We start from the raw sequence: 26,212 nt of genomic DNA on the forward strand, positions 1-26,212 counted from the left end.
CCGGTGGGCCGGGGCCGGCTACATCCAGTCGGGCTCCGGCTCCGGCTCGTCGGACGGCTCGGGCCAGTCCTCGTCCGGTACGTCGCCGGCGGCGGGCGGCGCGGCTCCGTCCAGGGAGGCCAGCACCTTCAGGACGCCCTCGCCGTAAGTCACCAGCTTCTTCTCGCCGACGCCGTTCACCGTGCCCAGCTCCCGCACCGAGCCGGGCCGGCGGAGCACGATCTCCCGGAGGGTGGCGTCGTGGAAGATCACGTACGCCGGTACGCCCTGTTCCCGGGCCTGCTCGGCGCGCCAGGCCCGCAGCGCCTCGAAGGCGGGCAGCAGCGCGTCGGGCAGCTCGGCCGCGACGGCCTTGGCCTTCGCGCCGCCGGAGCCGCCGGCGGACCGGGCCCGGGAGGCGGCCGGCTTCTTCGGCTCCTTGCGCAGCGGCACCTCCCGCTCCCGGCGCAGCACCTCGCCGCTCGCCTCGGTGAGCACCAGCGTGCCGTACTCCCCCTCGACCGCCAGGAGCCCCTGGGCCAGCAGCTGCCGGATGACGCCCCGCCACTCGCCCTCGGTGAGGTCCTGGCCGATACCGAAGACGGACAGCTGGTCGTGGTCGAACTGGATCACCTTGCCGGTGCGCTTGCCGAGCAGGATGTCCACGATCTGCACCGCGCCGAACTTCTGCCCGCGCTCGCGCTGCAACCGCACCACCGTGGACAGCACCTTCTGCGCGGCGACCGTGCCGTCCCAGGTCTCCGGCGGGGTCAGGCAGGTGTCGCAGTTGCCGCAGGCCTCGGCGTCGGCGTCCTGGCCGAAGTAGGCGAGCAGCTGTCCGCGCCGGCAGCGGACGGTCTCGCACAGCGCGAGCATGGCGTCGAGGTGGGCGGCGGCCCGGCGGCGGAAGGCCTCGTCGCCCTCGCCGGACTGGATCAGCTTGCGCTGCTGTATGACGTCGTTCAGGCCGTACGCCATCCAGGCCGTGGACGGCAGGCCGTCGCGGCCGGCCCGGCCGGTCTCCTGGTAGTACCCCTCGATCGACTTGGGCAGGTCCAGGTGGGCGACGAAGCGTACGTCCGGCTTGTCGATGCCCATGCCGAAGGCGATGGTCGCGACCACGACCAGGCCGTCCTCGCGCAGGAACCGGGACTGGTGCGCCGCGCGCGTGGCCGCGTCCAGGCCCGCGTGGTACGGCACCGCCCGGATGTCGTTGGCGTTCAGGAATTCCGCCGTGCGCTCCACGGAGTTGCGCGAGAGGCAGTAGACGATGCCGGCGTCGCCCGCGTGCTCCTCCCGCAGGAACGCGAGGAGCTGCTTCTTGGGGTCGGCCTTGGGCACGATCCGGTACTGGATGTTGGGCCGGTCGAAGCTGGCGACGAAGTGCCGGGCCGTCGGCAGGTTCAGCCGCTGGGTGATCTCCTCGTGGGTGGCGTGGGTGGCCGTGGCGGTGAGGGCGATCCGCGGGACGTCCGGCCAGCGCTCGCCGAGCAGGGACAGGGCGAGATAGTCGGGACGGAAGTCGTGGCCCCACTGGGACACGCAGTGCGCCTCGTCGATCGCGAAGACGGAGATCTTGCCGCGCGAGAGGAGGTCCAGCGTGGAGTCCAGGCGCAGCCGTTCCGGCGCGAGATACAGCAGGTCCAGTTCGCCCGCCAGGAACTCGGCCTCGACCGTGCGCCGCTCGTCGAAGTCCTGCGTGGAGTTCATGAAGCCGGCCCGGACACCGAGGGCGCGCAGGGCGTCCACCTGGTCCTGCATCAGCGCGATCAGTGGCGAGATCACCACACCCGTACCGGGTCTGACCAGGGCGGGGATCTGGTAGCACAGCGACTTTCCGCCGCCGGTCGGCATGAGCACGACGGCGTCGCCGCCCGTCACCACGTGCTCGATGATCGCCTGCTGCTCGCCCCGGAAGGCGTCGTATCCGAAGACCCGGTGCAGCGTGGCCAGCGCCTCGCTGTCGGCCGCGCCCGGCCCCTCGGTCACCTGTGGCATCTCGCTGACTCCGCCCATCGCGCCCATCGTCCTGTCCCCCGTCGGTCCCCCGTGTGCCGTCTCCCGACCGCTCCCTCAACGATAGGGGCCCGCACCGACAGCCTCGGAGTTGTCCACAGGCCGGCCGATGTATCTCACGTCAAGCACGCGAGTGTCGTTCACACGTTCGCGGGAGACCTGCCCGTTTTCCGCCGATAGTCTGAACGCACCGGCGAGACTCCGTCCCATGGGGGGACTGATGGGCGTCGCACCGAAGGCGTCCGCGTCCTGGCCAGAACGGCCGGGCCGCCGTGCACGTCTTCGAGCTGGAGCCGACGACCGGCACCTATACCGGCACCGGCATCTTCCGCGAGCGGATGAAGCTGGACGTGCCGTTCGCGCTGGACCTCGACCTCACGCAGATCAAGACGCGCCGCGACAGGAAGCGGTGACCACGCCACATGCCGCTGCCCGGCCCCCTGAGCGGGGTGCCGGGCAGCGGCATGTCGGGAGAGCGCGTCAGCGCACGAAGACTCCCGCCTGGCCGGCCAGGTCCAGGAAGTACTGCGGGGCGATGCCGAGGACCAGGGTCGTCGCCACGCCCATGCCGATGGCCAGCATGGTCAGCGGGGACGGGACGGCCACGGTCGGGCCCTCCGGCTTCGGCTCGCTGAAGAACATCAGCACGATCACCCGGATGTAGAAGAACGCGGCGATCGCCGAGGAGATCACACCGACCACGACCAGCGGGATCGCGCCGCCGTCCGCCGCCGCCTTGAACACGGCGAACTTCCCCGAGAAGCCGGAGGTCAGCGGGATGCCGGCGAAGGCCAGCAGGAACACCGCGAACACCGCCGCGACCAGCGGCGAGCGCCGGCCGAGGCCCGCCCACTTGGACAGGTGGGTCGCCTCGCCGCCCGCGTCCCGCACCAGCGTGACCACGGCGAACGCGCCGATCGTCACGAAGGAGTAGCCCGCCAGGTAGAAGAGGACCGACGACACGCCGTCCTTCGACGTGGCGATGACACCCGCGAGGATGAATCCGGCGTGCGCGATGGACGAGTACGCCAGCAGGCGCTTGATGTCGGTCTGGGTGATGGCGACGATCGCACCGCCCAGCATGGTGATGATCGCCACCGCCCACATCACCGGCCGCCAGTCCCAGCGCAGGCCGGGCAGGACGACGTAGAGCAGACGCAGCAGCGCGCCGAACGCGGCCACCTTCGTCGCCGCCGCCATGAACCCGGTCACCGGTGTGGGCGCGCCCTGGTAGACGTCGGGCGTCCACATGTGGAACGGCACCGCGCCCACCTTGAACAGCAGGCCCATGACCAGCAGCGCGCCGCCGATCAGCAGCAGCGCGTCGTTGCCCATCGTGTCGGCGAGGGCGGGGTCGACATCGGTGACGGTGCCGTCGACGACCTGGGCGATCCGGGCGTACGACACCGAGCCCGCGTAGCCGTACAGCAGCGCGATGCCGAACAGGGTGAACGCCGAGGCGAACGCGCCCAGCAGGAAGTACTTGACCGCGGCCTCCTGCGACATCAGCCGCTTGCGGCGGGCCAGCGCGCACAGCAGGTACAGCGGCAGGGAGAGGACTTCCAGGGCCACGAACAGGGTCAGCAGGTCGTTGGCCGCGGGGAAGATCAGCATGCCGCCGACCGCGAAGAGCAGGAGCGGGAAGACCTCCGTGGTGGTGAAACCGGCCTTCACCGCGGCCTGCTCGCCGGCGCCGCCGGGCACGGACGCGGCCTGCGCGGCGAAGGAGTCGACCCGGTTGCCGTGGGCTGCCGGGTCCAGGCGCCGTTCGGCGAAGGTGAACAGGCCGACCAGTCCGGCCAGCAGGATGGTGCCCTGGAGGAAGAGGGCCGGGCCGTCGACGGCGATCGCGCCCATGGCCGCGATGTGCGCCTTCGTGGTGCCGAACCCGTCGGCCGCCAGCGCGATGACGGCCGCGAACGCGGCGCACAGGGCGACGACGGACACGAACACCTGCGCGTAGTAGCGGGACCTGCGCGGCACGAACGCCTCGATCAGCACCCCTGCCAGCGCCGCGCCGATGACGATCAGCGTCGGCGACAATTGTCCGTACTCGATCTTCGGCGCGTCGATCTTCGAGATCGGTTCGGCCGCGGTTGTCCACAGGCTGTGGACGGCTGTTGCGCTCACTTGGCCGCCTCCACCTCGGGCTGGGGGTCCTTCTTGTGTACGTCGGACAAGGTCTGCTTGACCGCCGGGTCGACGATGTCCGTGACCGGCTTCGGATAGACGCCCAGGAAGATCAGCAGCACGATCAGCGGGGCCACGACCAGCACCTCGCGCGCGCGCAGGTCGGGCATCGACGAGATCCCGGGTTTCACCGGGCCCGTCATCGTCCGCTGGTACAGCACCAGGGTGTACAGGGCGGCGAGGACGATGCCGAAGGTGGCGATGACGCCGATCACCGGATAGCGCGTGAACGTGCCGACCAGCACCAGGAACTCGCTGACGAACGGGGCGAGACCGGGCAGCGACAGCGTGGCCAGGCCGCCGATCAGGAAGGTGCCGGCGAGCACCGGGGCGACCTTCTGCACTCCTCCGTAGTCGGCGATCAGCCGCGAGCCGCGCCGGGAGATGAGGAAGCCGGCGACGAGCATCAGCGCGGCGGTGGAGATGCCGTGGTTGACCATGTAGAGCGTGGCGCCGGACTGGCCCTGGCTGGTCATCGCGAAGACGCCCATGATGATGAAGCCGAAGTGCGAGATCGACGCGTAGGCCACCAGGCGTTTGATGTCCCGCTGGCCGACGGCGAGCAGCGCGCCGTAGATGATGCTGATGAGCGCGAGGACGAGGATCACGGGCGTCGCCCACTTGCTGGCCTCCGGGAACAGCTGGAGGCAGAAGCGGAGCATCGCGAACGTGCCCACCTTGTCGACCACCGCGGTGATCAGGACGGCGACGGGTGCGGTGGCCTCCTGCATGGCGTTGGGCAGCCAGGTGTGCAGCGGCCACAGCGGCGCCTTCACCGCGAAGGCGAAGAAGAAGCCGAGGAACAGCCAGCGTTCGGTGCCGGTCGCCATGTGCAGCGAGCCGTTCGCGCGGGCGTCGGCGATCTCGGTGAGCGAGAAGTTCCCGGCGACCACGTAGAGACCGATCACCGCGGCCAGCATGATCAGGCCGCCGGCCAGGTTGTAGAGGAGGAACTTCACCGCCGCGTACGACCGCTGGGTGGCGGCCGTCTCCTCCCCGTGCGCGTGGGCACGGTCCCCGAAGCCGCCGATGAGGAAGTACATCGGGATGAGCATGGCTTCGAAGAAGATGTAGAAGAGGAAGACGTCGGTGGCCTCGAAGGAGACGACCACCATCGCCTCCACCGCCAGGATCAGCGCGAAGAAGCCCTGGGTGGGCCGCCAGCGGCGGCTGCCGGTCTCCAGCGGATCGGCGTCGTGCCACCCGGCCAGGATGATGAACGGGATCAGCAGGGCGGTCAGCGCGATCAGCGCCACCGCGATGCCGTCGACGCCCAGTTCGTACCTGACCCCGAAGTCCCTGATCCAGGAGTGGTTCTCGGTGAGCTGGTAGCGGGCGCCGTCCGGGTCGAAGCGGACCAGGACGGTGACCGCCAGGGCGAGTGTGGCGAGCGAGACGAGCAGCGCCAGCCACTTGGCGGCGGTGCGCTGCGCGGCCGGTACGGCGGCCGTGGCGACGGCCCCGAGGGCCGGGAGCGCCGCCGTCGCTGTCAGCAGGGGAAAGGACATCGGTATCAGACCGCCCTCATCAGCAGGGTCGCGGCGACCAGGAGTGCCGCGCCGCCGAACATCGAGACCGCGTAGGAGCGGGCGAAGCCGTTCTGGAGCCGGCGCAGCCGTCCGGACAGGCCGCCGAAGCCGGCCGCCGTGCCGTTGACGACGCCGTCGACCAGGCTGTGGTCGAGGTACACCAGAGAGCGCGTCAGGTGCTCGCCGCCGCGCACCAGGACCACGTGGTTGAAGTCGTCCTGGAGCAGGTCGCGGCGGGCCGCGCGGGTGAGCAGCGAGCCGCGCGGGGCGACGGCCGGGACGGGCTTGCGTCCGTACTGCGCCCAGGCGAGGGCGACGCCGACGACCAGGCACACCATGGTGGCGCCGGTGATCACCCCGGCGCTGAGCGGCGCGTCGCCGTGATCGTGCCCGGTGACCGGCTCCAGCCAGTGCAGGAAGCGGTCGCCGACGCTGAAGAAGGCGCCGCCGAAGACCGAGCCGACGGCGAGGACGATCATCGGGATCGTCATGGTCTTCGGAGACTCGTGCGGATGCGGTACGGCATGCTCGCCCCCGGTCTCGGCGGCCGGCTCCACGCTGGGCTCGGCCGGGGACGGGGCCGGTGCCTCGCGCCACCGCTCCTCTCCGAAGAAGGTCATCAGCATCACGCGCGTCATGTAGAAGGCGGTGATGGCCGCGCCCAGCAGGGCCGCGCCGCCGAGGATCCAGCCCTCGGTGCCGCCCTTGGCGAACGCCGCCTCGATGATCTTGTCCTTGGAGAAGAAGCCGGACAGGCCCGGGAAGCCGATGATGGCGAGGTAGCCGAGGCCGAAGGTGACGAAGGTGACCGGCATGTACTTGCGCAGGCCGCCGTAGCGGCGCATGTCGACCTCGTCGTTCATGCCGTGCATCACGGAACCGGCGCCGAGGAACAGCCCGGCCTTGAAGAAGCCGTGCGTCACCAGGTGCATGATCGCGAAGACGTAGCCGACGGGACCGAGTCCGGCGGCGAGGATCATGTAGCCGATCTGCGACATGGTCGAGCCGGCCAGCGCCTTCTTGATGTCGTCCTTGGCGCAACCGACGATCGCACCGAACAGCAGCGTGACCGCGCCGACCACGGTGACGGCCAGCTGGGCGTCGGGCGCGGCGTTGAAGATCGCGCCGGAGCGGACGATCAGATAGACGCCCGCGGTCACCATGGTCGCCGCGTGGATGAGGGCGGAGACCGGCGTCGGACCCTCCATGGCGTCCCCGAGCCAGGACTGCAGCGGCACCTGGGCGGACTTGCCGCAGGCGGCGAGCAGCAGCATCAGGGCGATCGCGGTGAGCCTGCCCTCGGAGGCGTCCCCGGTGTGCGTGAGGACCGGGCCGAAGGCGAAGCCGCCGAAGGTGGTGAACATCAGCATGATCGCGATCGACAGGCCCATGTCGCCGACGCGGTTGACCAGGAACGCCTTCTTCGCGGCCGTGGCGGCGCTGGGTTTGTGCTGCCAGAAGCCGATCAGCAGGTACGAGGCGAGGCCGACACCCTCCCAGCCGACGTACAGCACCAGGTAGTTGTCGGCGAGGACGAGCAGCAGCATCGCCGCGAGGAACAGGTTCAGATAGCCGAAGAAGCGGCGGCGCCGCTCGTCGTGCGCCATGTACCCGACCGAGTACAGGTGGATCAGCGAGCCGACGCCCGTGATGAGCAGGACGAACGTCATCGACAGCTGGTCCAGGCGGAAGGTGACGTCCGCCTGGAAGCCGGCCACCGGGACCCAGCTGAACAGGTGCTGGGTCAGGGTGCGGTGTTCGGCGCCCTTGCCGAGCAGGCCGGCGAAGAGGACGAGCCCGAGGGCGAAGGAGACGAACGACAGCAGGACGCCGATCCAGTGGCCGCCGCGGTCCAGGCGCCGGCCGCCGACCAGGAGGACGGCCGCTCCGAGCAGGGGTGCCGCGATGAGCGGCGCGATCAGGTTCTCCACGATTCTTCCGACCCCTTACAGCTTCATCAGGCTGGCGTCGTCGACCGAGGCCGAGTGGCGGGTGCGGAACAGCGACACGATGATCGCGAGGCCCACCACGACCTCCGCGGCGGCGACGACCATCGTGAAGAAGGCGATGATCTGGCCGTCGAGATTGCCGTGCATCCGGGAGAAGGTGACGAACGCGAGGTTGCAGGCGTTCAGCATCAGCTCGACGCACATGAAGACCACGATGGCGTTGCGCCGGATGAGGACGCCGGTCGCGCCGATCGTGAACAGCAGGGCGGCGAGGTAGAGGTAGTTGACCGGGTTCACTTCGACGCCTCCTCGGGCCGCTTGAACGTCTCCGGTTTGATCGCCCTGCGTTCCAGGCGTTCCTCCGCGCGCTGTTCCAGCGCCCGCAGGTCGTTGAGCGCCTCGCTGGACACGTCCCGGATCTGGCCGCGGGCGCGCAGCGTCTTGCTGACGGTCAGCTCGGACGGGGTGCCGTCGGGCAGCAGGCCCGCGACGTCGACCGCGTTGTGCCGGGCGTAGACGCCGGGGGCGGGCAGCGGCGGGATGTACGTGCCCTCGCGGATGCGCTGTTCGGACAGCTCGCGCTGGGTCCTGGCGCGCTCCGTGCGCTCGCGGTGGGTGAGCACCATGGCACCGACGGCGGCCGTGATGAGCAGCGCGCCGGTGATCTCGAAGGCGAAGACGTACTTGGTGAAGATGAGGGACGCGAGGCCCTCGACGTTGCCGTTGGCGTTGGCCCGGCCGGTGCCGGCGAACTCCTTCAGGGAGGCGTTGCCGATGCCGGCGAGCAGCAGGACGCCGAAGCCGGTACCGCACAGCAGGGCCAGCCAGCGCTGGCCCTTGATGGTCTCCTTCAGGGAGTCCGCGGCCGTGACGCCGACGAGCATCACCACGAACAGGAACAGCATCATGATCGCGCCGGTGTAGACGACGATCTGCACGACGCCGAGGAAGTAGGCGCCGTTGGCGAGGTAGAACACCGCCAGGACGATCATGGTGCCGGCGAGGCAGAGCGCGCTGTGCACGGCCCTCTTCATGAAGACGGTGCACAGGGCGCCGATCACCGCGACGGTGCCGAGGACCCAGAACTGGAAGGCCTCACCGGTGGAGGTGGTGTAGGCGGCGAGGTGCTGCGCGCTCATCGGCCGATCACCTCCTGCGAGGCCGGCTCGTCCTCGCCGAAGGTGGCGGCGGCCTCCTCGGGAGCCTCTCCCTTGGAGACGGCGGTCTGCCGGACGGTACCGGGCGCGGCATGGGTGACCAGGCCGCGGTAGTAGTCCTGTTCGTCGGTCCCCGGGAAGATGGCATGCGGGGTGTCGACCATGCCCTCTTCGAGGCCGGCGAGCAGCTGTTCCTTGGTGTAGATGAGGTTGGCGCGGCTGGAGTCGGCCAGTTCGAACTCGTTGGTCATCGTCAGCGCGCGCGTGGGGCACGCCTCGATGCACAGTCCGCACAGGATGCAGCGGGCGTAGTTGATCTGGTAGACGCGGCCGTAGCGCTCGCCCGGCGAGTAGCGCTCCTCGTCGGTGTTGTCGGCACCCTCCACATAGATGGCGTCGGCGGGGCAGGCCCAGGCGCACAGCTCGCAGCCGACGCACTTCTCCAGGCCGTCCGGATGGCGGTTGAGCTGGTGCCGTCCGTGGAACCGCGGAGCCGTGGTCTTCTTCTGCTCCGGGTACTGCTCGGTCAGCCGCTTCTTGAACATGGCCTTGAAGGTCACGCCGAAGCCGGCGACGGGGTTCTGGAAGCCGGGCTTGTTCTGCCCGGACTCCTGAGGCTCCTCAGCCATCGGACGCCTCCTTTCCATCCGAAGATCCGTCACTGACAGTGTCCGGCCCGCCACTGGCAATCAACTCCCGCTCGCGCCGCGGGCGGCGCCTGGGCACGGGTGGCACCTGCTGGCCGGGCAGCGGCGGGACGGGGAATCCGCCCGCCATGGGGTCGAAGACCGGCTCCTGGGCGGCGGGCTGCCCGGCGGTCCTGTTCTTCTCGCGGAACATGTCGGCGACGAAGGAGACGAGCAGCAGGGCGAGGACACCGCCGCCGACGTAGAGGGCGATGTCGGCGAAGTCGTAGTTCTCGTTGCGCAGCGCGCGGACGGTCGCGACGAGCATCAGCCAGGTCACCGAGACCGGGATGAGGACCTTCCAGCCGAGCTTCATCAGCTGGTCGTAGCGCACGCGCGGGAGCGTGCCGCGCAGCCAGATGAAGAAGAACAGCAGCAGCTGCACCTTGACGACGAACCAGAGCAGCGGCCACCAGCCGTGGTTGGCGCCCTCCCAGAAGGTGCTGATCGGCCAGGGCGCGCGCCAGCCGCCGAGGAAGAGGGTGGCGGAGACGGCCGAGACCGTCACCATGTTGACGTACTCGGCGAGCATGAACATCGCGAACTTGATCGAGGAGTACTCGGTGTTGAAGCCGCCGACCAGGTCGCCCTCGGACTCCGGCATGTCGAAGGGGGCGCGGTTGGTCTCGCCGACCATCGTGACGATGTACAGGATGAAGGAGACCGGCAGCAGCAGGATGTACCAGCGGTCGGCCTGCGCCTCCACGATCCTGGACGTCGACATCGACCCCGAGTAGAGGAACACGGAGGCGAACGCGGCGCCCATGGCGATCTCGTAGGAGATCATCTGCGCGCAGGAGCGCAGGCCGCCGAGGAGCGGGTAGGTGGAGCCGGAACTCCAGCCCGCGAGCACGATGCCGTAGATGCCGACCGAGGCGACCGCGAGGATGTATAGCATGGCGATCGGCAGGTCGGTGAGCTGCATCGTGGTGCGGTGGCCGAAGATCGAGATCTCGTTGCCGGCCGGTCCGAAGGGGATCACCGCGATCGCCATGAAGGCGGGGACGGCGGCGACGATCGGCGCGAGGACGTAGATCACCTTGTCCGCGCGTTTGACGACGAGGTCCTCCTTGAGCATCAGCTTGATGCCGTCGGCGAGCGACTGGAGCATGCCCCAGGGGCCGTGCCGGTTGGGGCCGATGCGCAGCTGCATCCAGGCGACGACCTTGCGCTCCCACACGATGGAGAACAGCACGGTCACCATCAGGAAGGCGAAGCAGAAGACGGCCTTGACGACGACCAGCCACCACGGGTCGCGGCCGAACATCGAGAGGTCTTCCGCGGCGAGGTAGGCGTTCACGCCTCCACCTCCTTGTGGGCCGTGCCGGCGAGGGCCGGGCCGATGCGGACGAGGGAGCCGGGCCGGGCCCCGCTGTCGGAGGCGACGCCGCCGCCGGTGGAGTTCAGCGGGAGCCAGACCACCCGGTCGGGCATCTCGGTGATCTCCAGCGGCAGTTCGACCGTGCCGGCGGGGCCGGTGACGGCCAGGGTGGCGCCGTTCTCGACGCCCGCCTCGGCGGCCGTGGCCGCGGACAGGCGCGCGCGGGCGGCGTGCCGGGTTCCGGCGAGCGCCTCGTCGCCCTCCTGCAGCACGCCCTGGTCGAGCAGGAGCCGGTGCCCGGCCAGTACGGCCTCGCCGGCCGCCGGCCGGGGCAGGGCGCCCGCGGATTCCATGGGGGCCAGGGCGCGCGGGCCGTCCCAGAGGCCGAGCCGGTCGATCTCCGCGCGGGTGGTGCGCAGGTCCGGCAGGCCCAGGTGGGTGTCCATGGCGTCGGCGAGCATGTGCAGCACGCGGGTGTCGGCCGGGGCGGGCCGGCGGGTCATCTGGTCGGGCTTGAGCGCGGCCTCGAAGAAGCGGACGCGGCCTTCCCAGTTGAGGAAGGAGCCGGCCTTCTCGGCGACCGCGGCGACCGGCAGGACGACGTCGGCGTGCGCGGTGACCTCGCTGGGCCGCAGCTCCAGCGACACCAGGAAGCCGACGTTCTCCAGCGCCTCCCGCGCGCGGGCCGGGTCGGGCAGGTCGGCGACCTCCACCCCGGCGACCAGCAGCGCGGACAGTTCGCCGGCCACGGCGGCCTCGACGATCTGGTGCGTGTCGCGGCCGTGGCCCGCGGGCAGTTCGGCGAGCCCCCAGACGGCGGCGACCTCCTGCCGTGCGCGCGGGTCGGTCGCGGGCCGTCCGCCCGGCAGCAGCGAGGGCAGCGCGCCGGCCTCGACGGCGCCGCGCTCACCGGCCCGGCGGGGAATCCACACCAGCTCGGCGCCGGTCGCGGCGGCGGCGCGCACGGCGGCGGTCAGGCCGCCCGGGACCGCGGCCAGCCGCTCGCCCACGACGATGACGGCGCCGTCGGCGCGCAGCGCCTCGGCGGCACGGGTGCCCGGCTCCTCCAGGCCGACGCCGCCGGCGAGGGCGTCCAGCCACTCGGTCTCGGTGCCGGGAGCGGCCGGCAGCAGCGTGCCGCCGGCCTTCTCCAGGCCCCGGGTGGCGTGCGTGGCCAGCGCGAACACCCGCTGCTTGTGCTTGCGCCGGGCCTTGCGCAGCCGCAGGAAGACGCCGGGTGCCTCCTCCTCCGACTCGAAGCCGGCCAGCAGCACGGCGGGCGCCTTCTCCAATGAGGTGTACGTGACGCCCGTGCCGTCCAGGTCGCGGCCGTGGCCGGCGACCCGGGCCGCGAGGAAGTCGGCCTCCTCGCCGCTGTGCACGCGGGCGCGGAAGTCGATGTCGTTGGTGTCGAGCGCCACCCGCGCGAACTTGCTGTAGGCGTAGGCGTCCTCGACGGTCAGCCGGCCGCCGAGGAGGACACCGGCCCGGGAGCGCGCGGCGGACAGGCCCTCGGCCGCCGCCTGGAGCGCCTCGGGCCAGGAGGCGGGCTCCAGCACGCCGTCTGCGTTGCGGACCAGCGGCGTGTCGAGGCGGTCGCGCTGCTGCGCGTAGCGGAACGCGAAGCGTCCCTTGTCGCAGATCCACTCCTCGTTGACCTCGGGGTCGTTGGCGGCGAGCCGCCGCATGACCTTGCCGCGCCGGTGGTCGGTGCGGGTGGCGCAGCCTCCGGCGCAGTGCTCGCACACCGACGGGGAGGAGACGAGGTCGAAGGGGCGGGAGCGGAAGCGGTAGGCGGCCGAGGTGAGCGCGCCGACCGGGCAGATCTGGATGGTGTTGCCGGAGAAGTACGACTCGAACGGGTCACCCTCGCCGGTGCCGACCTGCTGGAGCGCGCCCCGCTCGATCAGCTCGATCATGGGGTCGCCCGCGATCTGGTTGGAGAAGCGGGTGCAGCGGGCGCACAGCACGCACCGCTCGCGGTCGAGCAGCACCTGCGTGGAGATCGCGACGGGCTTCTCGTAGGTCCGCTTGCGTCCCTCGAAGCGGGACTCGGCCCGGCCGTGCGAGACGGCCTGGTTCTGCAGCGGGCACTCGCCGCCCTTGTCGCAGACCGGGCAGTCCAGCGGGTGGTTGATGAGCAGCAGCTCCATCACGCCGTGCTGGGCCTTCTCGGCGACCGGGGAGGTGAGGTGGGTCTTGACGACCATGCCGTCCGTGCAGGTGATCGTGCAGGACGCCATCGGCTTGCGCTGGCCCTCGACCTCGACGATGCACTGCCGGCAGGCGCCGGCCGGGTCCAGCAGGGGGTGGTCGCAGAAGCGGGGGATCTCGATGCCGAGCTGTTCGGCGGCGCGGATCACCAGGGTGCCCTTGGGCACGCTGGTCTCGATGCCGTCGATGGTCAGCGTGACGAGGTCTTCCGGCGGGACCGCCGCCTCGCCCCCGCCGGCGGGGGCGCTCGTGGTCACGGTCATGCGTTCACCTCCGGGCGGTCCGCCCAGGCCGTGGACTTGGCCGGGTCGAAGGGGCAGCCCCGGCCCGTGATGTGCTGTTCGTACTCCTCGCGGAAGTACTTCAGCGAGGAGAAGATCGGGGACGCGGCGCCGTCGCCGAGGGCGCAGAAGGACTTGCCGTTGATGTTGTCGGCGATGTCGGCGAGCTTGTCGAGGTCGGACATGACGCCCTTGCCGGCCTCGATGTCCCGCAGCAGCTGCACCAGCCAGTACGTCCCCTCGCGGCAGGGCGTGCACTTGCCGCAGGACTCGTGGGCGTAGAACTCGGTCCAGCGGGTCACGGCCCGCACCACGCAGGTCGTCTCGTCGAAGCACTGCAGCGCCTTGGTGCCGAGCATGGAGCCGGCGGCGCCGACGCCCTCGTAGTCGAGCGGGACGTCGAGGTGTTCGTCGGTGAACATCGGCGTGGAGGAGCCGCCCGGTGTCCAGAACTTCAGCCGGTGGCCTGGCCGCATGCCGCCGCTCATGTCGAGGAGCTGGCGCAGGGTGATGCCGAGCGGGGCCTCGTACTGTCCGGGGCTCGCGACATGGCCGCTGAGCGAGTAGAGCGTGAAGCCCGGGGACTTCTCGCTGCCCATCGACCTGAACCAGTCCTTGCCGTTTTTCAGGATCGCGGGAACCGAAGCGATCGACTCGACGTTGTTCACCACAGTGGGACAGGCGTAGAGGCCTTCCACGGCGGGGAAGGGGGGACGCAGTCGCGGCTGGCCACGGCGGCCTTCGAGCGAGTCGAGCAGCGCGGTCTCCTCACCGCAGATGTACGCGCCGGCGCCGGCGTGCACGGTGAGCTTCACGTCGAGTCCGCTGCCCAGGATGTCCTCGCCGAGGTAGCCCGCCGCGTAGGCCTCGCGCACGGCCTCGTGCAACCGCCGCAGTACGGGGACGACCTCGCCACGCAGATAGACGAAGGCATGCGACGACCTGATGGCGTAGCACGCGATCACGATGCCCTCGATGAGGCTGTGCGGGTTCGCGAAGAGGAGCGGGATGTCCTTGCACGTCCCGGGCTCCGACTCGTCGGCGTTGACCACGAGGTAGTGCGGCTTCCCGTCGCCCTGCGGGATGAACTGCCACTTCATCCCGGTCGGGAAGCCCGCCCCGCCGCGGCCTCGCAGCCCGGACTCCTTGACGTAGGCGATCAGGTCGTCCGGCGACATGGCGAGGGCCTTGCGGAGCCCCTCGTACCCTTCGTGCCTGCGGTAGACGTCCAGACTCCAGGACCGGTCCTCGTCCCAGAAGGCCGACAGCACGGGCGCGAGCAGCTTCTCCGGGCTCGGGTCCTTGACCTCCGACACCACGGTCATCACTCCCCCTCCTCTTCGGCCTGGTCCGCCGGCGGGACGTCGGACTGCCGGACCCGGGGATGGACGACGCGCGCGGGCGCGGCCTCTCCCTTGGCCAGGCGCAGGCCCACCAGCGACGCGGGGCCCGCGCTGCCGCCCTCCTCGACGGCCCCGGGCCGTTCGTCGGGGAAGCCGGCCAGGATCCGCGCGGTCTCCTTGAAGGTGCACAGGCGCGCGCCGCGCGTGGGCTGTACGGCACGCCCGGCCCGCAGGTCGTCGACCAGGTGCCTGGCGCTCGCCGGGGTCTGGTTGTCGAAGAACTCCCAGTTGACCATCACGACCGGCGCGTAGTCGCAGGCCGCGTTGCACTCGATGTGCTCCAGGGTGACCAGGCCGTCGTCGGTGGTCTCGCCGTTGCCGACGCCCAGGTACTCCTGGAGGGCCTCGAAGATCGCGTCGCCGCCCATCACCGCGCACAGCGTGTTGGTGCACACGCCGATCTGGTAGTCGCCGGAGGGCCTGCGCCGGTACATGGAGTAGAAGGTGGCGACCGCGGTGACCTCGGCCGTGGTCAGGCCCAGCATGTCCGCGCAGAACCGCATGCCGGTGCGGGTGACGTGGCCCTCCTCGGACTGCACGAGGTGGAGCAGCGGCAGCAGGGCGGAGCGGGAGTCGGGGTAGCGCGCGATCACGTCGCGCGCGTCCGCCTCCAGCCGGGCCCGGACGTCGTCCGGGTAGGCCGGTGCGGGCAGTTCGGGCATGCCCAGGCTGATGCCCCGCTCCGAAGAAGAGGTGGTCACCGGTCGACGCCTCCCATCACGGGGTCGATGGACGCGACGGCGACGATGACGTCGGCGACCTGGCCGCCCTCGCACATCGCCGCCATGGCCTGAAGGTTGGTGAAGGACGGGTCGCGGAAGTGGACCCGGTAGGGGCGGGTGCCGCCGTCGGAGACGACGTGCACCCCGAGTTCGCCCTTGGGCGACTCGACGGCCGCGTACGCCTGGCCCGGCGGGACCCGGAAGCCCTCGGTGACCAGCTTGAAGTGGTGGATCAGCGCCTCCATGGAGGTGCCCATGATCTTCTTGATGTGGTCGAGGGAGTTGCCGAGTCCGTCCGGTCCCAGGGCGAGCTGGGCGGGCCAGGCGATCTTCTTGTCGGCGACCATGACCGGGCCGGGCTGGAGCCGGTCCAGGCACTGCTCGATGATCCTCAGCGACTGGCGCATCTCCTCCAGGCGGACGAGGAAGCGGCCGTAGGCGTCGCAGGAGTCGGCGGTCGGGACGTCGAAGTCGTAGTTCTCGTAGCCGCAGTACGGCTGGGTCTTGCGCAGGTCGTGCGGCAGGCCGGTGGAGCGCAGGATCGGTCCGGTGGCGCCGAGGGCCATGCAGCCGGCCAGGTCGAGGTAGCCGATGTCCTGCATGCGGGCCTTGAAGATGGGGTTCCCGGTGGCGAGCTTGTCGTACTCCGGGAGGTTCTTCTTCATCTTCTTCACGAACTCGCGGATCTGGTCCACCGCGCCGGGCGGCAGGTCCTGGGCGAGTCCGCCGGGCCGGATGTACGCGTGGTTCATGCGCAGGCCCGTGATCAGTTCGTAGATGTCGAGAATCAGTTCACGATCACGGAAGCCGTAGATCATGATCGTGGTGGCGCCCAGCTCCATGCCGCCGGTGGCGATGCACACCAGGTGGGAGGACATCCGGTTCAGCTCCATCAGGAGGACTCGGATGATCTTGGCGCGCTCGGTGATCCGGTCCTCGATGCCGAGGAGCTTCTCGACGGCGAGGCAGTAGGCGGTCTCGTTGAAGAAGGACGTCAGGTAGTCCATGCGCGTGACGAAGGTGGTGCCCTGCGTCCACGTGCGGTATTCGAGGTTCTTCTCGATGCCGGTGTGGAGGTAGCCGATGCCGCAGCGGGCCTCGGTGACCGTCTCGCCCTCGATCTCCAGGATGAGGCGGAGCACTCCGTGGGTGGACGGGTGCTGGGGACCCATGTTGACGACGATGCGTTCGTCGTCGGCGCGGGCCGCGGACTGGACGACCTCGTCCCAGTCGCCACCGGTGACCGTGTAGACGGTGCCCTCGGTGGTTTCCCGGGCGGCTGCTGACTGGGTGCTGCTCACGAGTACGACCTCCGCTGGTCCGGAGCCGGGATCTGGGCGCCCTTGTACTCGACGGGGATGCCGCCGAGGGGGTAGTCCTTGCGTTGCGGGTGGCCCTGCCAGTCGTCCGGCATCATGATCCGCGTCAGGGCCGGGTGGCCGTCGAAGACGATCCCGAAGAAGTCGTAGGTCTCGCGCTCGTGCCAGTCGTTGGTCGGGTAGACGGAGACCAGGGACGGGATGCGCGGGTCGCTGTCGGGGGCGCTGACTTCCAGGCGGATCAGCCGGTTGTGGGTGATCGAGCGCAGGTGGTAGACGGCGTGCAGCTCGCGGCCCTTGTCGTTCGGGTAGTGGACGCCGCTGACGCCGGTGCACAGCTCGAAGCGCAGGGCCGGGTCGTCGCGCAGGACGCGCGCGACGCGGACCAGGTGCTCGCGTTCGATGTGGAAGGTCAGCTCGTCGCGGTCGACGACCGTCTTCTCGATGGCGTTCCGGGGCAGCAGTCCCTGTTCCTCCAGGGCGCCTTCGAGTTCGTCGGCGACCTCGTCGAACCAGCCGCCGTAGGGGCGGGTCGCCGGCCCCGGGAGCCGGACCGAGCGGACGAGGCCGCCGTAGCCGGAGGTGTCGCCGCCGTTGTTCGCGCCGAACATGCCGCGCTGGACGCGGATCTCCTCGCCGCCCTGGCCGCGCGTCCCGGGGAGGTTGGCCGCCGCGAGGTCCTTCTCGGGGTTCACCCCGTTCGCGGAACCGTTCGCCGACCCGTTCCCGCCGTGGGTGCCGTTCGCGTCGCTCACCGCAGCAGCCCCTTCATCTCGATCGTGGGCAGGGCCTTCAGCGCCGCTTCCTCCGCCTCCCGGGCCGCTTCCTCGGCGTTCACGCCGAGCTTGGCGGACCGGATCTTCTGGTGGAGCTTGAGGATCGCGTCCATGAGCATCTCGGGCCGGGGCGGACAGCCGGGGAGATAGATGTCGACCGGGACGATGTGGTCGACGCCCTGGACGATCGCGTAGTTGTTGAACATGCCGCCCGAGGAGGCGCAGACACCCATGGAGATCACCCATTTGGGGTTGGGCATCTGGTCGTAGACCTGCCGCAGGACGGGCGCCATCTTCTGGCTGACCCGGCCGGCGACGATCATCAGGTCCGCCTGGCGCGGCGAACCGCGGAAGACCTCCATGCCGAAGCGGGCCAGGTCGTAACGGCCGGCGCCGGTGGTCATCATCTCGATGGCACAGCAGGCGAGGCCGAAGGTGGCGGGGAAGACGGACGCCTTGCGCACCCAGCCCGCGGCCTGCTCGACGGTGGTGAGCAGGAAGCCGCTCGGCAGCTTTTCTTCGAGTCCCATGTCGTTAAAGGCCCCTCAGTCCCATTCCAGGCCGCCGCGCCGCCATACGTACGCGTACGCGACGAAGACGGTGAGCACGAAGAGCAGCATCTCCACGAGCCCGAAGATCCCCAGGGAGTCGAAGGTGACGGCCCAGGGGTAGAGGAAGACGATCTCGATGTCGAAGACGATGAAGAGCATCGCCGTCAGGTAGTACTTGATGGGGAAGCGCCCGCCGCCGGCCGGCGTGGGGGTCGGCTCGATGCCGCACTCGTAGGCTTCGAGCTTGGCGCGGTTGTACCGCTTCGGACCGATCAGCGTGGCCATGACCACGGAGAAGATCGCAAAGCCTGCCCCGAGGGCTCCCAGTACGAGGATGGGCGCATACGCGTTCACCGCTCCTCGCTCCTCTCAGTCGGCACTGACTGCTGGCGGATCACTGGGCTCACATCCGCCTCACCGGTCCCACGAACCCCGCTCGTCCCGGGCGAAGATCGAGAACATGTGAAGCAGGTCACAAGCCCGACTGCCTCGCATCTTATGCCTGCCGCTCTGTGATCTGCGACACGGGGTATTGCACAAGCTTTGTGATCTCCACCACCTGACGAAGGATCATGAAGTCGGATGATGGGTGATCTTCACACCGGAAGCGTTCAGTTGATCACTAGAAGTGACATTCCTACTCGTCAATGCAGGCGAGAGGGGTCGTCTCCATATCAAGAAGGTTCGCCTGCATGCAAATTGGTGTTGGACGCATCTATTTGATAGAGGGGCGCGTTCACATCCCGGGGCGGGTTCGGGGCGGGTGTGAACGGAGGTCCGGGCGCGTGCGCGCGTTCACGAAGTCCGCTCACGCGGGACGCCGGAGTTCCGGCGGCCGTTCCGTGACCTCCGTCACGTCCATGAGAGGCCGATGAGAACCGGGCTTGGCCAACGACCCCAACCAGTGGTAAGTGCGGGGCAATTCGGACGTAATGATCAAAGACCGTGATCAAGGGCTTGATCACGAGCGTCCGCAATGTCCGTTACGGCGTCAATAAAGAGCGACACGCCCGGGATTCCAGGTATCGATTGAGCAACTGTGGCGCAGCACACGTTTCTTGAAGATATGAAGGAGCCCCTGGTACCGGTTGTTCCCATGTCCCACACCGCTCACATACGCAGCCACCGGAAGCCCCGCCGCAGCGCGTCGACCCTCGCCGTGCGGGCCGGAGTTGCCGGTGGCGTCCTCAGCACCCTGGCAGTCGCCGGGGCGTCCGGTTCGGCGAACGCTGCCGAGCCGGTGACGCAGACCCTCGAACTGCCCACCCTGACGGCCGACCTGGCCGCCCAGGCGGCCCAGTCCGCGGACGCGACCGAGCAGGCCGCCGCGAACTACCAGCTGCAGGCAGAGCGTGACGAGGCCGCCGCGAAGGCCGCGAAGCAGGCGAAGGCGGACCTCGCCGAGGCCAAGAAGAAGGCGGCGGAGGCCAAGAAGAAGGCCGAGGAGGACGCCCGCAAGGAGGCCGCCGCGCGCGCCTCGCGCACCGCGGCGCGGACCACGCTCTCCACGACCTCGTCCGACGCCGGCACCACCACCCTCGGCGGCGGCGACAGCGGCACGGAGGCCGGCGGCAGCACCGACACCGGCACGTCCACGGTCGGCGGCTCGGCCGCGACGATCGTCAGCTTCGTCAAGGCCCAGGTCGGCAAGGCGTACGTCCCCGGCGCCACCGGCCCGTCCGCCTACGACTGCTCCGGCCTGGTGCAGACGGCCTTCAAGCAGATCAACATCAGCCTGCCGCGCGTGTCGCAGGACCAGTCGACCGCCGGCACCCAGGTCTCGCTGAGCAACCTCCAGCCGGGCGACATCCTGTACTGGGGCAGCGCGGGCAGCGCCTACCACGTGGGCGTGTACGTCGGCGGCGGCATGTTCGTGGGCGCGCAGAACTCCTCCACCGGTGTCGTGGAACGCCCGCTGTCCTACGACCCGCCCACCGGCGCCGTGCGGGTGCTCTGAGCCGGCTCCGCACCCTTCTACGCACACAGGGCCGCCGCCACCCGGGCAGCGGCCCTCACGCGTGCCCTGGCATGCTCTGCGCGGGCCGCCGTCCGGCGGTCCGCGCACGAGTGAAGGAGTCCACGCGATGCCACGCGTGTTCGTACAGGGAAGTCCCGTCGGCTACTACCCGCGTTACACCCCCGAAGCCGGCCGCGGCGCGGTCCGGCGCATCACCGAGGCCGGCGAGGAGGTGCTGCGCAGGCCGTGCCGGGACGTCACGGAGTTCGGGCCCGACCTCGCCGCGCTGATCGACGACATGTTCCGCACGATGTACGTCGCCGAGGGCGCGGGGCTGGCGGCGAATCAGGTCGGGGTGGGCCTGCGGCTGTTCGTGTACGACTGCCTCGACGACGTCGGTGTCCGGCATGTCGGGCACATCGTCAATCCGGTGCTCGACACGCCCACCGGTGAGCGGCGGCTGCTGGAGGAGGGCGAGGGCTGCTTGTCGGTGCCCGGCGCCGTGCTGGACGTACCGCGGCCGGACCGGGCCGTCGTGCGCGGGCAGGACCGGGACGGCCGGCCGCTCGTCATCGAGGGTACCGGCTACTTCGCGCGCTGCCTGGCCCACGAGACCGACCACACCGACGGCCGGCTGTATCTGGACCGGCTGTCCAAGCGGGAACGGAAGGACGCGCTGCGGCAGATGAGGGACCGCCGGGACGAGGTGCACGCCCGCCGGTCCGCCAGGGAGGCCGCCTTCGGCGCGTGACCTCGGTCCGCCGGGCCGGCGCCGGAGGCCCCTCGACGGGCCCCGGCGCCGCCGGGTGCCGGCGCGTTCTCAGGCCTTCGGGGTCACCTTGGTCAGGCCGTTGATGATGCGGTCCATCGCGTCGCCGCCCGTGGGGTCGGTGAGGTTGGCGAGGAGCTTGAGGGTGAACTTCATCAGCAGCGGGTGGGTCAGGCCGCGCTGGGCGGCGATCTGCATGACCTTCGGGTTGCCGATGAGCTTCACGAAGCCGCGGCCGAGGGTGTAGTAGCCGCCGTAGGTGTCCTTGAGGACGCGCGGGTAGCGCTGGAGGGCGGTCTCGCGCTGGCCGGGCGTGGCGCGCGCGTGGGCCTGCACGATGACGTCGGCAGCGATCTGGCCGGACTCCATGGCGTAGGCGATGCCCTCGCCGTTGAACGGGTTCACCAGGCCGCCGGCGTCGCCGACGAGCAGCAGCCCGCGTGTGTAGTGCGGCTGGCGGTTGAAGGCCATGGGGAGGGCGGCGCCGCGGATCGGGCCGGTCATGTTCTCGGGGGTGTAGCCCCAGTCCTCCGGCATGGAGGCGCACCACGCCTTGAGGATCTCGCGCCAGTCCAGCTCCTTGAAGGAGGCGGAGGTGTTGAGCACGCCGAGGCCCACGTTCGAGGTGCCGTCGCCCATGCCGAAGATCCAGCCGTAGCCCGGCAGCAGCCGGTCCTGGGCGCCGCGCCGGTCCCACAGTTCCAGCCAGGACTCCAGGTAGTCGTCCTCGTGGCGGGGGCTCTCGAAGTACGTCCGGACCGCGACGCCCATCGGGCGGTCCTCGCGGCGGTGCAAACCCATCGCGAGGGACAGCCGGGTGGAGTTGCCGTCGGCGGCGACGACGAGCGGCGCTCGGAAGGAGACCTCGCGCTTGTCCTCGCCGAGCTTGGCGGTGACGCCGGTGATGCGGCCGGTGCGGTCGTCCACGATCGGGCCGCTCACGTTGCAGCGCTCGAAGAGGCGGGCGCCGGCCTTCTGGGCGTTGCGGGCGAGCTGCTCGTCGAAGTCGTCGCGCTTGCGGACCAGGCCGTAGTCCGGGAAGGAGGCGAGGTCGGGCCAGTCGAGCTGGAGGCGGACGCCGCCGCCGATGATGCGCAGCCCCTTGTTGCGCAGCCAGCCGGCCTCCTCGGAGATGTCGATCCCCATGGCCACGAGCTGCTTGACGGCGCGCGGGGTGAGTCCGTCGCCGCACACCTTCTCGCGCGGGAACTCGGTCTTCTCCAGGAGCAGGACGTCGAGACCGGCCTTGGCGAGGTGGTACGCGGTCGTGGAGCCGGCCGGCCCCGCGCCCACGACGATCACGTCGGCGGTGTTCTCGGAGAGCGGCTCGGTCACGACGGTCACGGCGGGATCTCCCCAAGGTCGAAAAGGTGTGTGCCGACCGGCACGGGACATGCGCAGTCTATTCAGGGAGGTTCACCGCCCGGCCGAAGGGCCGCCCCGACGGAAGTCACTCTCCGTGGCTGTCTGCTACGGAAAGACACCGGCACCTTCCGGACGCGACGGGCCGGAGTTACCCTGCCAGTACCGCTGGGGGTGACATCTGTGCCTGTACCACCCAAGACGCCCGAAGTGCGCGTTCCGCGTCTGGTCGGCCTGATGGCCGTGGACGCGCGCGAGACGGCCCGGGCGCGAGGGCTGTCCCTGGACGCGCCGGACCGGCCGGACTTCCGCCTCGCCGTCGTGGACTACGTCGTACGCCAGCATCCGCAGCCCGGGACCGAGGTGCCGCGCGACTCGACGGTGTACGTGTGGTTCGGCTTCGGGGAGGGCGAGGGCGGCGGGGGCGTGCGGGAGCCGCGTGTTCCGGGGCCGCCGCGCGGAGGGCTGCGGCGGGAGCTGGATACGCCCCGCGATCCGCGCGAGGCGGCCGGGATCAGCTCTCCGTGAGGCCGGGGTCCTCCTTGAAACCCCGGTGCAGCGCGACCACACCGCCGGTGAGGTTGCGCCAGGCGACCTTCGACCAGCCCGCCTTGCGCAGGCGTTCGGCGAGTCCGGGCTGATCGGGCCAGGCCCGGATGGACTCGGCGAGGTAGACGTACGCGTCCGGGTTCGAGGAGACCGCGCGGGCGACCGGCGGCAGCGCGCGCATCAGGTACTCGGTGTAGACGGTGCGGAACGGCGCCCAGGTCGGGTGGGAGAACTCGCAGATCACCACGCGTCCGCCGGGACGGGTGACGCGGTACATCTCGCGCAGGGCCGCGTCCGTGTCCTGGACGTTGCGCAGCCCGAAGGAGATCGTCACCGCGTCGAAGGTGTCGTCCTTGAAGGGCAGTCTCGTCGCGTCGCCCGCGGTGAACGGCAGCCAGGTGTGCTTCTTCTTGCCGACCTGGAGCATGCCGAGGGAGAAGTCGCAGGGGACGACGTACGCGCCCGTCCGCGTGAAGGGGAGGGAGGAGGTGGCCGTGCCGGCGGCGAGGTCCAGGACCTTCTGCGCGGGGCGGGCGTCGACGGCCGCCGCCACCTCCTTGCGCCAGCGGCGGTCCTGGCCGAGTGACAGCACGTCGTTCGTCAGGTCGTACCGTTCCGCCACGTCGTCGAACATCGAGGCGACTTCGTGCGGCTGCTTGTTCAGGGAAGCGCGGGTCACCCGCCCATTGTTGCAGCCGGGCCGCACGGAGCGGGCGGCGGCTTGCTGCGTGTGGGTGGCTAGCGGCGGCGGAAGAGCAGACGGCCCGACAGGACCGTCGCCACGCAGGTCCCGGCTCCCCGTTCGGCCAGTTCCGTCTCGTCCTCGACGTCGAAGACGGCGAAGTCGGCGGCGGAGCCCGGGAGGCGGGGCGCGGCCGGCCGGGCGCGGTGGGCGAAGGGGTCGAGGCAAGGAGGGCCGTCGGCGGGGGCCTGGCGGGCCACCACGGCCATGCCGGTACGGCGTACGGCGTCCCGGACCGCGCGGACGCGCAGCGGCTCACAGGCCACGGCGACCGTGCCGTACGCCAGCATGCGCTGGATCCCGCGCCGGGCGCTCGCGGCCCGGCGGGCGTCGTCCATGGGGAGCGCGGCGAGCGCGGGGCCGGTCAGCGGCTCGGTGCCGAGGGTGCCGGCCTCGCGCGGATCGGGGTGGTACGTCTCCTCCAGCAGCTCGTTGCCGTGGGGGTTGACGAAGCCGGGCGTGAGGATGCCCGGCCAGCGGCGCACGCGCGCGTGCGGGTGCGCGGCGGCCAGTTCCTCCAGGGGCCCGACGGCCTCGATCCACTCACCCCGGACGAGGTGGGCGAGGCCCCTGGAGTCCGCGTGGAGCGTCAGCACGGCGGTTCCGGTTCTCCTGGCTCGGCTGCTCGGCTAGTTCGACGCGAGCAGCTTCAGCTCGGGGTGAGCGGTGCCGCCCTCGATGGCCGTGGAGGAGATGTGGGAGACCACGCGGTCGTCCACGGGGTCGTTCGCCGGGTCGTCGTGCACGACGAGGTGCTCGTACGTCGTCGCGCGCTGCGCCGGGACGCGGCCCGCCTTGCGGATCAGGTCGATGATCTCCAGGCGGTTGGAGCGGTGCCTGGCGCCGGCCGAGGAGACCACGTTCTCCTCCAGCATGATCGAGCCGAGGTCGTCCGCGCCGTAGTGCAGGGACAGCTGGCCGATCTCCTTGCCGGTGGTGAGCCAGGAGCCCTGGATGTGCCGGACGTTGTCCAGGAAGAGCCGGGCGATCGCGATCATCCGCAGGTACTCGAACAGGGTCGCCTGGGTGCGGCCCTTCAGGTGGTTGTTCTCGGGCTGGTAGGTGTACGGGATGAACGCGCGGAAGCCGCCCGTGCGGTCCTGTACGTCCCGGATCATCCGCAGGTGCTCGATGCGCTCGGCGTTGGTCTCGCCGGTGCCCATGAGCATGGTGGAGGTGGACTCCACGCCCAGCCGGTGCGCGGTCTCCATGATCTCCAGCCAGCGTTCGCCGCTCTCCTTCAGCGGCGCGATGGCCTTGCGCGGCCGCTCCGGCAGCAGCTCGGCACCGGCGCCGGCGAAGGAGTCCAGGCCCGCCTCGTGGATCCGGGTGATGGCCTCCTCGACGGAGACGCCGCTGATCCGCGCCATGTGCTCGACCTCGGACGCGCCGAGGGAGTGGATCACCAGCTGCGGGAAGGCCTCCTTGATGGCCCGGAAGTGCTTCTCGTAGTACTCGACGCCGTAGTCCGGGTGGTGGCCGCCCTGGAACATGATCTGGGTGCCGCCCAGTTCGACGGTCTCCGCGCAGCGGCGCAGGATGTCGTCCAGGTCGCGGGTCCAGCCCTTCTCGGTGTCCTTGGGGGCCGCGTAGAAGGCGCAGAACTTGCACGCCGTGACACACACGTTCGTGTAGTTGATGTTCCGCTCGATGATGTACGTGGCGATGTGCTCGGTGCCCGCGTACATGCGGCGGCGCACGGCGTCGGCGGCGGAGCCCAGGGCGTGCAGGGGGGCGTCACGGTAGAGGGCGAGCGCTTCCTCGGGGGTGATGCGTCCGCCCGCCGCGGCGCGGTCGAGGACGGACTGGAGGTCGGCCTTCTCGGTCACCGGCGTCCCTTTCGCAAGGTTTCGTAAGGGGTTGTGGACGGACGACGTCAGCCTACGCCAGGCGGTTCCGGCGGCCGACGTCAGGCCGCGAACGCCCCGGTCAGCAGCCCGGCGAGGGTGCCGGCCAGCAGGAACGGGCCGAACGGCACGCCCGTCTTGCGGCCCGCGCGTCCGGCGAGGACGAGGGCGCCGCCGTAGAGGGCGCCGAGCAGGAACGCGGCGAACGTGCCGAGCAGCACGGTGGGCCAGCCGTACCAGCCGAGCACGGCGCCCGCGCCGACGGCCAGTTTGACGTCGCCGAAGCCCATGCCGTCCGGGTTGAGGAGGTGCAGCACGAGGTAGCCGGCGGCGAGGACGAGGGCGGCGCAGAGGGCGGTGGGCCAGTGGCCGGTGTGCTCGGGCAGCAGGGCGGCGAGGCCGAGCAGGGCGAGGGCGGCGGGGGCGAGCGGGAGGGTGAGCGGGTCGGGCAGCCGGCGCACCCGCAGATCCACGGCGGCGAGCAGCACCCCGACGGGCGCGAGCAGCAGCCAGACCGCCACTTCGGGCCGGGTACCGGTCGCCACGGCGAGAGCGGCACAGACGAGAGCGGTGACGAGGGCGAGGAGCGAGGCGGAAGGCACGCCCCGCCCGGCGTGCCCGGAGGGCGTCCCGCTGTCGGCCGACGCCGTGTGTCCCTTGCCGCCGGCCGGCATGGAAGGCGCCCCGTCGTCGGCGGGCCCGGAAGGCATCCCGCTGCCGGCAGGCTCAGGGCGCGACCCACGGCCCCCGGCCCCGGAGGACGCCCTGGCGCCGGCCGGCCCGGAGGGGGCTCCCCCGTCGGCCGGCCGGGAAGGGGCTCCCTCGTGGGCGGGCCCGGAGCGGGCTCCCCCATGGGCGGACGCCTGTTGTGCCCCGCCGTCAGCCGACGCGGA

General features: G+C 70.6%; 24 protein-coding genes. 4 read left to right on the forward strand and 20 right to left on the reverse strand.

Features of this window, described 5'->3' with window-relative positions:
- Window positions 1-18: 18 nt before the first annotated feature.
- Entirely contained in the window at window positions 19-2,004 is a 1,986-nt protein-coding gene (gene recQ, locus SCK26_RS15850) for a DNA helicase RecQ (protein WP_318201956.1), read from the reverse strand.
- Window positions 2,005-2,267: 263 nt separating this feature from the next.
- Here recQ and SCK26_RS15855 point away from each other — a divergent pair, with 263 nt between their 5' ends.
- Window positions 2,268-2,408, forward strand: coding sequence for a hypothetical protein (locus SCK26_RS15855; RefSeq protein ID WP_412080747.1), 141 nt, complete (start codon window positions 2,268-2,270; stop codon window positions 2,406-2,408).
- Between the two features lie 67 nt (window positions 2,409-2,475).
- On the opposite strand, the gene nuoN is transcribed toward SCK26_RS15855, so the two are convergent.
- The 14 genes from nuoN to SCK26_RS15925 are packed head-to-tail and all read right to left on the reverse strand — an operon-like array spanning window position 2,476 to window position 18,447.
- Window positions 2,476-4,125, reverse strand: coding sequence for an NADH-quinone oxidoreductase subunit NuoN (gene nuoN, locus SCK26_RS15860; RefSeq protein ID WP_318201957.1), 1,650 nt, complete (start codon window positions 4,123-4,125; stop codon window positions 2,476-2,478).
- Window positions 4,122-5,693: an NADH-quinone oxidoreductase subunit M gene (locus SCK26_RS15865; protein ID WP_318201958.1), complete on the reverse strand. Its 1,572-nt coding sequence runs from the start codon at window positions 5,691-5,693 to the stop codon at window positions 4,122-4,124. Before SCK26_RS15865 ends, nuoN begins: the two co-directional genes overlap by 4 nt.
- 5 nt (window positions 5,694-5,698) lie before the next feature.
- Complete coding sequence (gene nuoL, locus SCK26_RS15870) at window positions 5,699-7,645, reverse strand: NADH-quinone oxidoreductase subunit L (protein ID WP_318201959.1); 1,947 nt, start codon at window positions 7,643-7,645, stop codon at window positions 5,699-5,701.
- A 15-nt stretch (window positions 7,646-7,660) separates the two neighbouring features.
- The gene (nuoK, locus tag SCK26_RS15875) at window positions 7,661-7,960 is read right to left on the reverse strand and encodes an NADH-quinone oxidoreductase subunit NuoK (protein WP_030742982.1); all 300 of its coding nucleotides are present in this window, start codon (window positions 7,958-7,960) and stop codon (window positions 7,661-7,663) included.
- Window positions 7,957-8,802 (reverse strand): NADH-quinone oxidoreductase subunit J, encoded by an 846-nt coding sequence (locus SCK26_RS15880; protein ID WP_318201960.1) that lies wholly within the window; start codon window positions 8,800-8,802, stop codon window positions 7,957-7,959. The genes nuoK and SCK26_RS15880 overlap by 4 nt, the downstream gene beginning before the upstream one ends.
- Window positions 8,799-9,449, reverse strand: a complete 651-nt coding sequence (nuoI, locus tag SCK26_RS15885; protein WP_318201961.1) for an NADH-quinone oxidoreductase subunit NuoI — start codon at window positions 9,447-9,449, stop codon at window positions 8,799-8,801. The genes SCK26_RS15880 and nuoI overlap by 4 nt, the downstream gene beginning before the upstream one ends.
- A complete protein-coding gene (gene nuoH, locus SCK26_RS15890; protein WP_318201962.1) occupies window positions 9,442-10,806 on the reverse strand; it encodes an NADH-quinone oxidoreductase subunit NuoH in 1,365 nt (454 codons plus the stop codon). Before nuoH ends, nuoI begins: the two co-directional genes overlap by 8 nt.
- Window positions 10,803-13,304, reverse strand: coding sequence for an NADH-quinone oxidoreductase subunit G (locus tag SCK26_RS15895; RefSeq protein ID WP_318201963.1), 2,502 nt, complete (start codon window positions 13,302-13,304; stop codon window positions 10,803-10,805). The genes nuoH and SCK26_RS15895 overlap by 4 nt, the downstream gene beginning before the upstream one ends.
- Complete coding sequence (nuoF, locus tag SCK26_RS15900; RefSeq protein ID WP_397952041.1) at window positions 13,301-14,647, reverse strand: NADH-quinone oxidoreductase subunit NuoF; 1,347 nt, start codon at window positions 14,645-14,647, stop codon at window positions 13,301-13,303. Before nuoF ends, SCK26_RS15895 begins: the two co-directional genes overlap by 4 nt.
- The gene (gene nuoE / locus SCK26_RS15905) at window positions 14,647-15,426 is read right to left on the reverse strand and encodes an NADH-quinone oxidoreductase subunit NuoE (RefSeq protein WP_318201965.1); all 780 of its coding nucleotides are present in this window, start codon (window positions 15,424-15,426) and stop codon (window positions 14,647-14,649) included. Before nuoE ends, nuoF begins: the two co-directional genes overlap by 1 nt.
- Window positions 15,423-16,748, reverse strand: coding sequence for an NADH-quinone oxidoreductase subunit D (locus SCK26_RS15910; RefSeq protein ID WP_318201966.1), 1,326 nt, complete (start codon window positions 16,746-16,748; stop codon window positions 15,423-15,425). Before SCK26_RS15910 ends, nuoE begins: the two co-directional genes overlap by 4 nt.
- Window positions 16,745-17,521, reverse strand: a complete 777-nt coding sequence (locus SCK26_RS15915) for an NADH-quinone oxidoreductase subunit C (protein WP_318201967.1) — start codon at window positions 17,519-17,521, stop codon at window positions 16,745-16,747. Before SCK26_RS15915 ends, SCK26_RS15910 begins: the two co-directional genes overlap by 4 nt.
- Complete coding sequence (locus SCK26_RS15920) at window positions 17,518-18,072, reverse strand: NuoB/complex I 20 kDa subunit family protein (protein ID WP_318201968.1); 555 nt, start codon at window positions 18,070-18,072, stop codon at window positions 17,518-17,520. Before SCK26_RS15920 ends, SCK26_RS15915 begins: the two co-directional genes overlap by 4 nt.
- A gap of 15 nt (window positions 18,073-18,087) precedes the next feature.
- Window positions 18,088-18,447 (reverse strand): NADH-quinone oxidoreductase subunit A, encoded by a 360-nt coding sequence (locus tag SCK26_RS15925; protein ID WP_030379754.1) that lies wholly within the window; start codon window positions 18,445-18,447, stop codon window positions 18,088-18,090.
- A gap of 742 nt (window positions 18,448-19,189) precedes the next feature.
- Here SCK26_RS15925 and SCK26_RS15930 point away from each other — a divergent pair.
- Entirely contained in the window at window positions 19,190-20,050 is an 861-nt protein-coding gene (locus SCK26_RS15930) for a C40 family peptidase (protein WP_318201969.1), read from the forward strand.
- 127 nt (window positions 20,051-20,177) lie between these two features.
- On the forward strand, window positions 20,178-20,801 hold the full coding sequence (gene def, locus SCK26_RS15935; protein ID WP_318201970.1) for a peptide deformylase: 624 nt from the start codon (window positions 20,178-20,180) through the stop codon (window positions 20,799-20,801).
- Window positions 20,802-20,870: 69 nt separating this feature from the next.
- Here the strand turns inward: def and SCK26_RS15940 are convergent, their stop codons facing one another.
- Window positions 20,871-22,163 (reverse strand): geranylgeranyl reductase family protein, encoded by a 1,293-nt coding sequence (locus SCK26_RS15940; protein WP_318201971.1) that lies wholly within the window; start codon window positions 22,161-22,163, stop codon window positions 20,871-20,873.
- A gap of 228 nt (window positions 22,164-22,391) precedes the next feature.
- On the opposite strand from SCK26_RS15940, the gene SCK26_RS15945 reads away from it, so the two are divergent.
- Entirely contained in the window at window positions 22,392-22,709 is a 318-nt protein-coding gene (locus SCK26_RS15945) for a PASTA domain-containing protein (protein ID WP_318201972.1), read from the forward strand.
- Here the strand turns inward: SCK26_RS15945 and SCK26_RS15950 are convergent.
- The 4 genes from SCK26_RS15950 to SCK26_RS15965 all read right to left on the reverse strand — a co-directional run bounded on the left by SCK26_RS15950 (window position 22,696) and on the right by SCK26_RS15965 (window position 26,029).
- Entirely contained in the window at window positions 22,696-23,409 is a 714-nt protein-coding gene (locus SCK26_RS15950) for a demethylmenaquinone methyltransferase (RefSeq protein ID WP_318201973.1), read from the reverse strand. The two genes, SCK26_RS15945 and SCK26_RS15950, sit on opposite strands and share 14 nt — an antisense overlap.
- A gap of 59 nt (window positions 23,410-23,468) precedes the next feature.
- Window positions 23,469-24,068 (reverse strand): imidazolonepropionase-like domain-containing protein, encoded by a 600-nt coding sequence (locus SCK26_RS15955; RefSeq protein ID WP_318201974.1) that lies wholly within the window; start codon window positions 24,066-24,068, stop codon window positions 23,469-23,471.
- A 33-nt stretch (window positions 24,069-24,101) separates the two neighbouring features.
- Window positions 24,102-25,301 carry a cyclic dehypoxanthinyl futalosine synthase gene (gene mqnC / locus SCK26_RS15960; RefSeq protein WP_318201975.1) on the reverse strand — a complete coding sequence of 400 codons (1,200 nt, stop codon included), beginning with the start codon at window positions 25,299-25,301 and terminating at the stop codon, window positions 24,102-24,104.
- Window positions 25,302-25,381: 80 nt separating this feature from the next.
- Window positions 25,382-26,029: a prepilin peptidase gene (locus SCK26_RS15965; protein WP_412080748.1), complete on the reverse strand. Its 648-nt coding sequence runs from the start codon at window positions 26,027-26,029 to the stop codon at window positions 25,382-25,384.
- Between the last annotated feature and the right edge of the window lie 183 nt (window positions 26,030-26,212).

This window comes from Streptomyces sp. SCL15-4 (assembly GCF_033366695.1).
Taxonomy (GTDB): domain Bacteria; phylum Actinomycetota; class Actinomycetes; order Streptomycetales; family Streptomycetaceae; genus Streptomyces.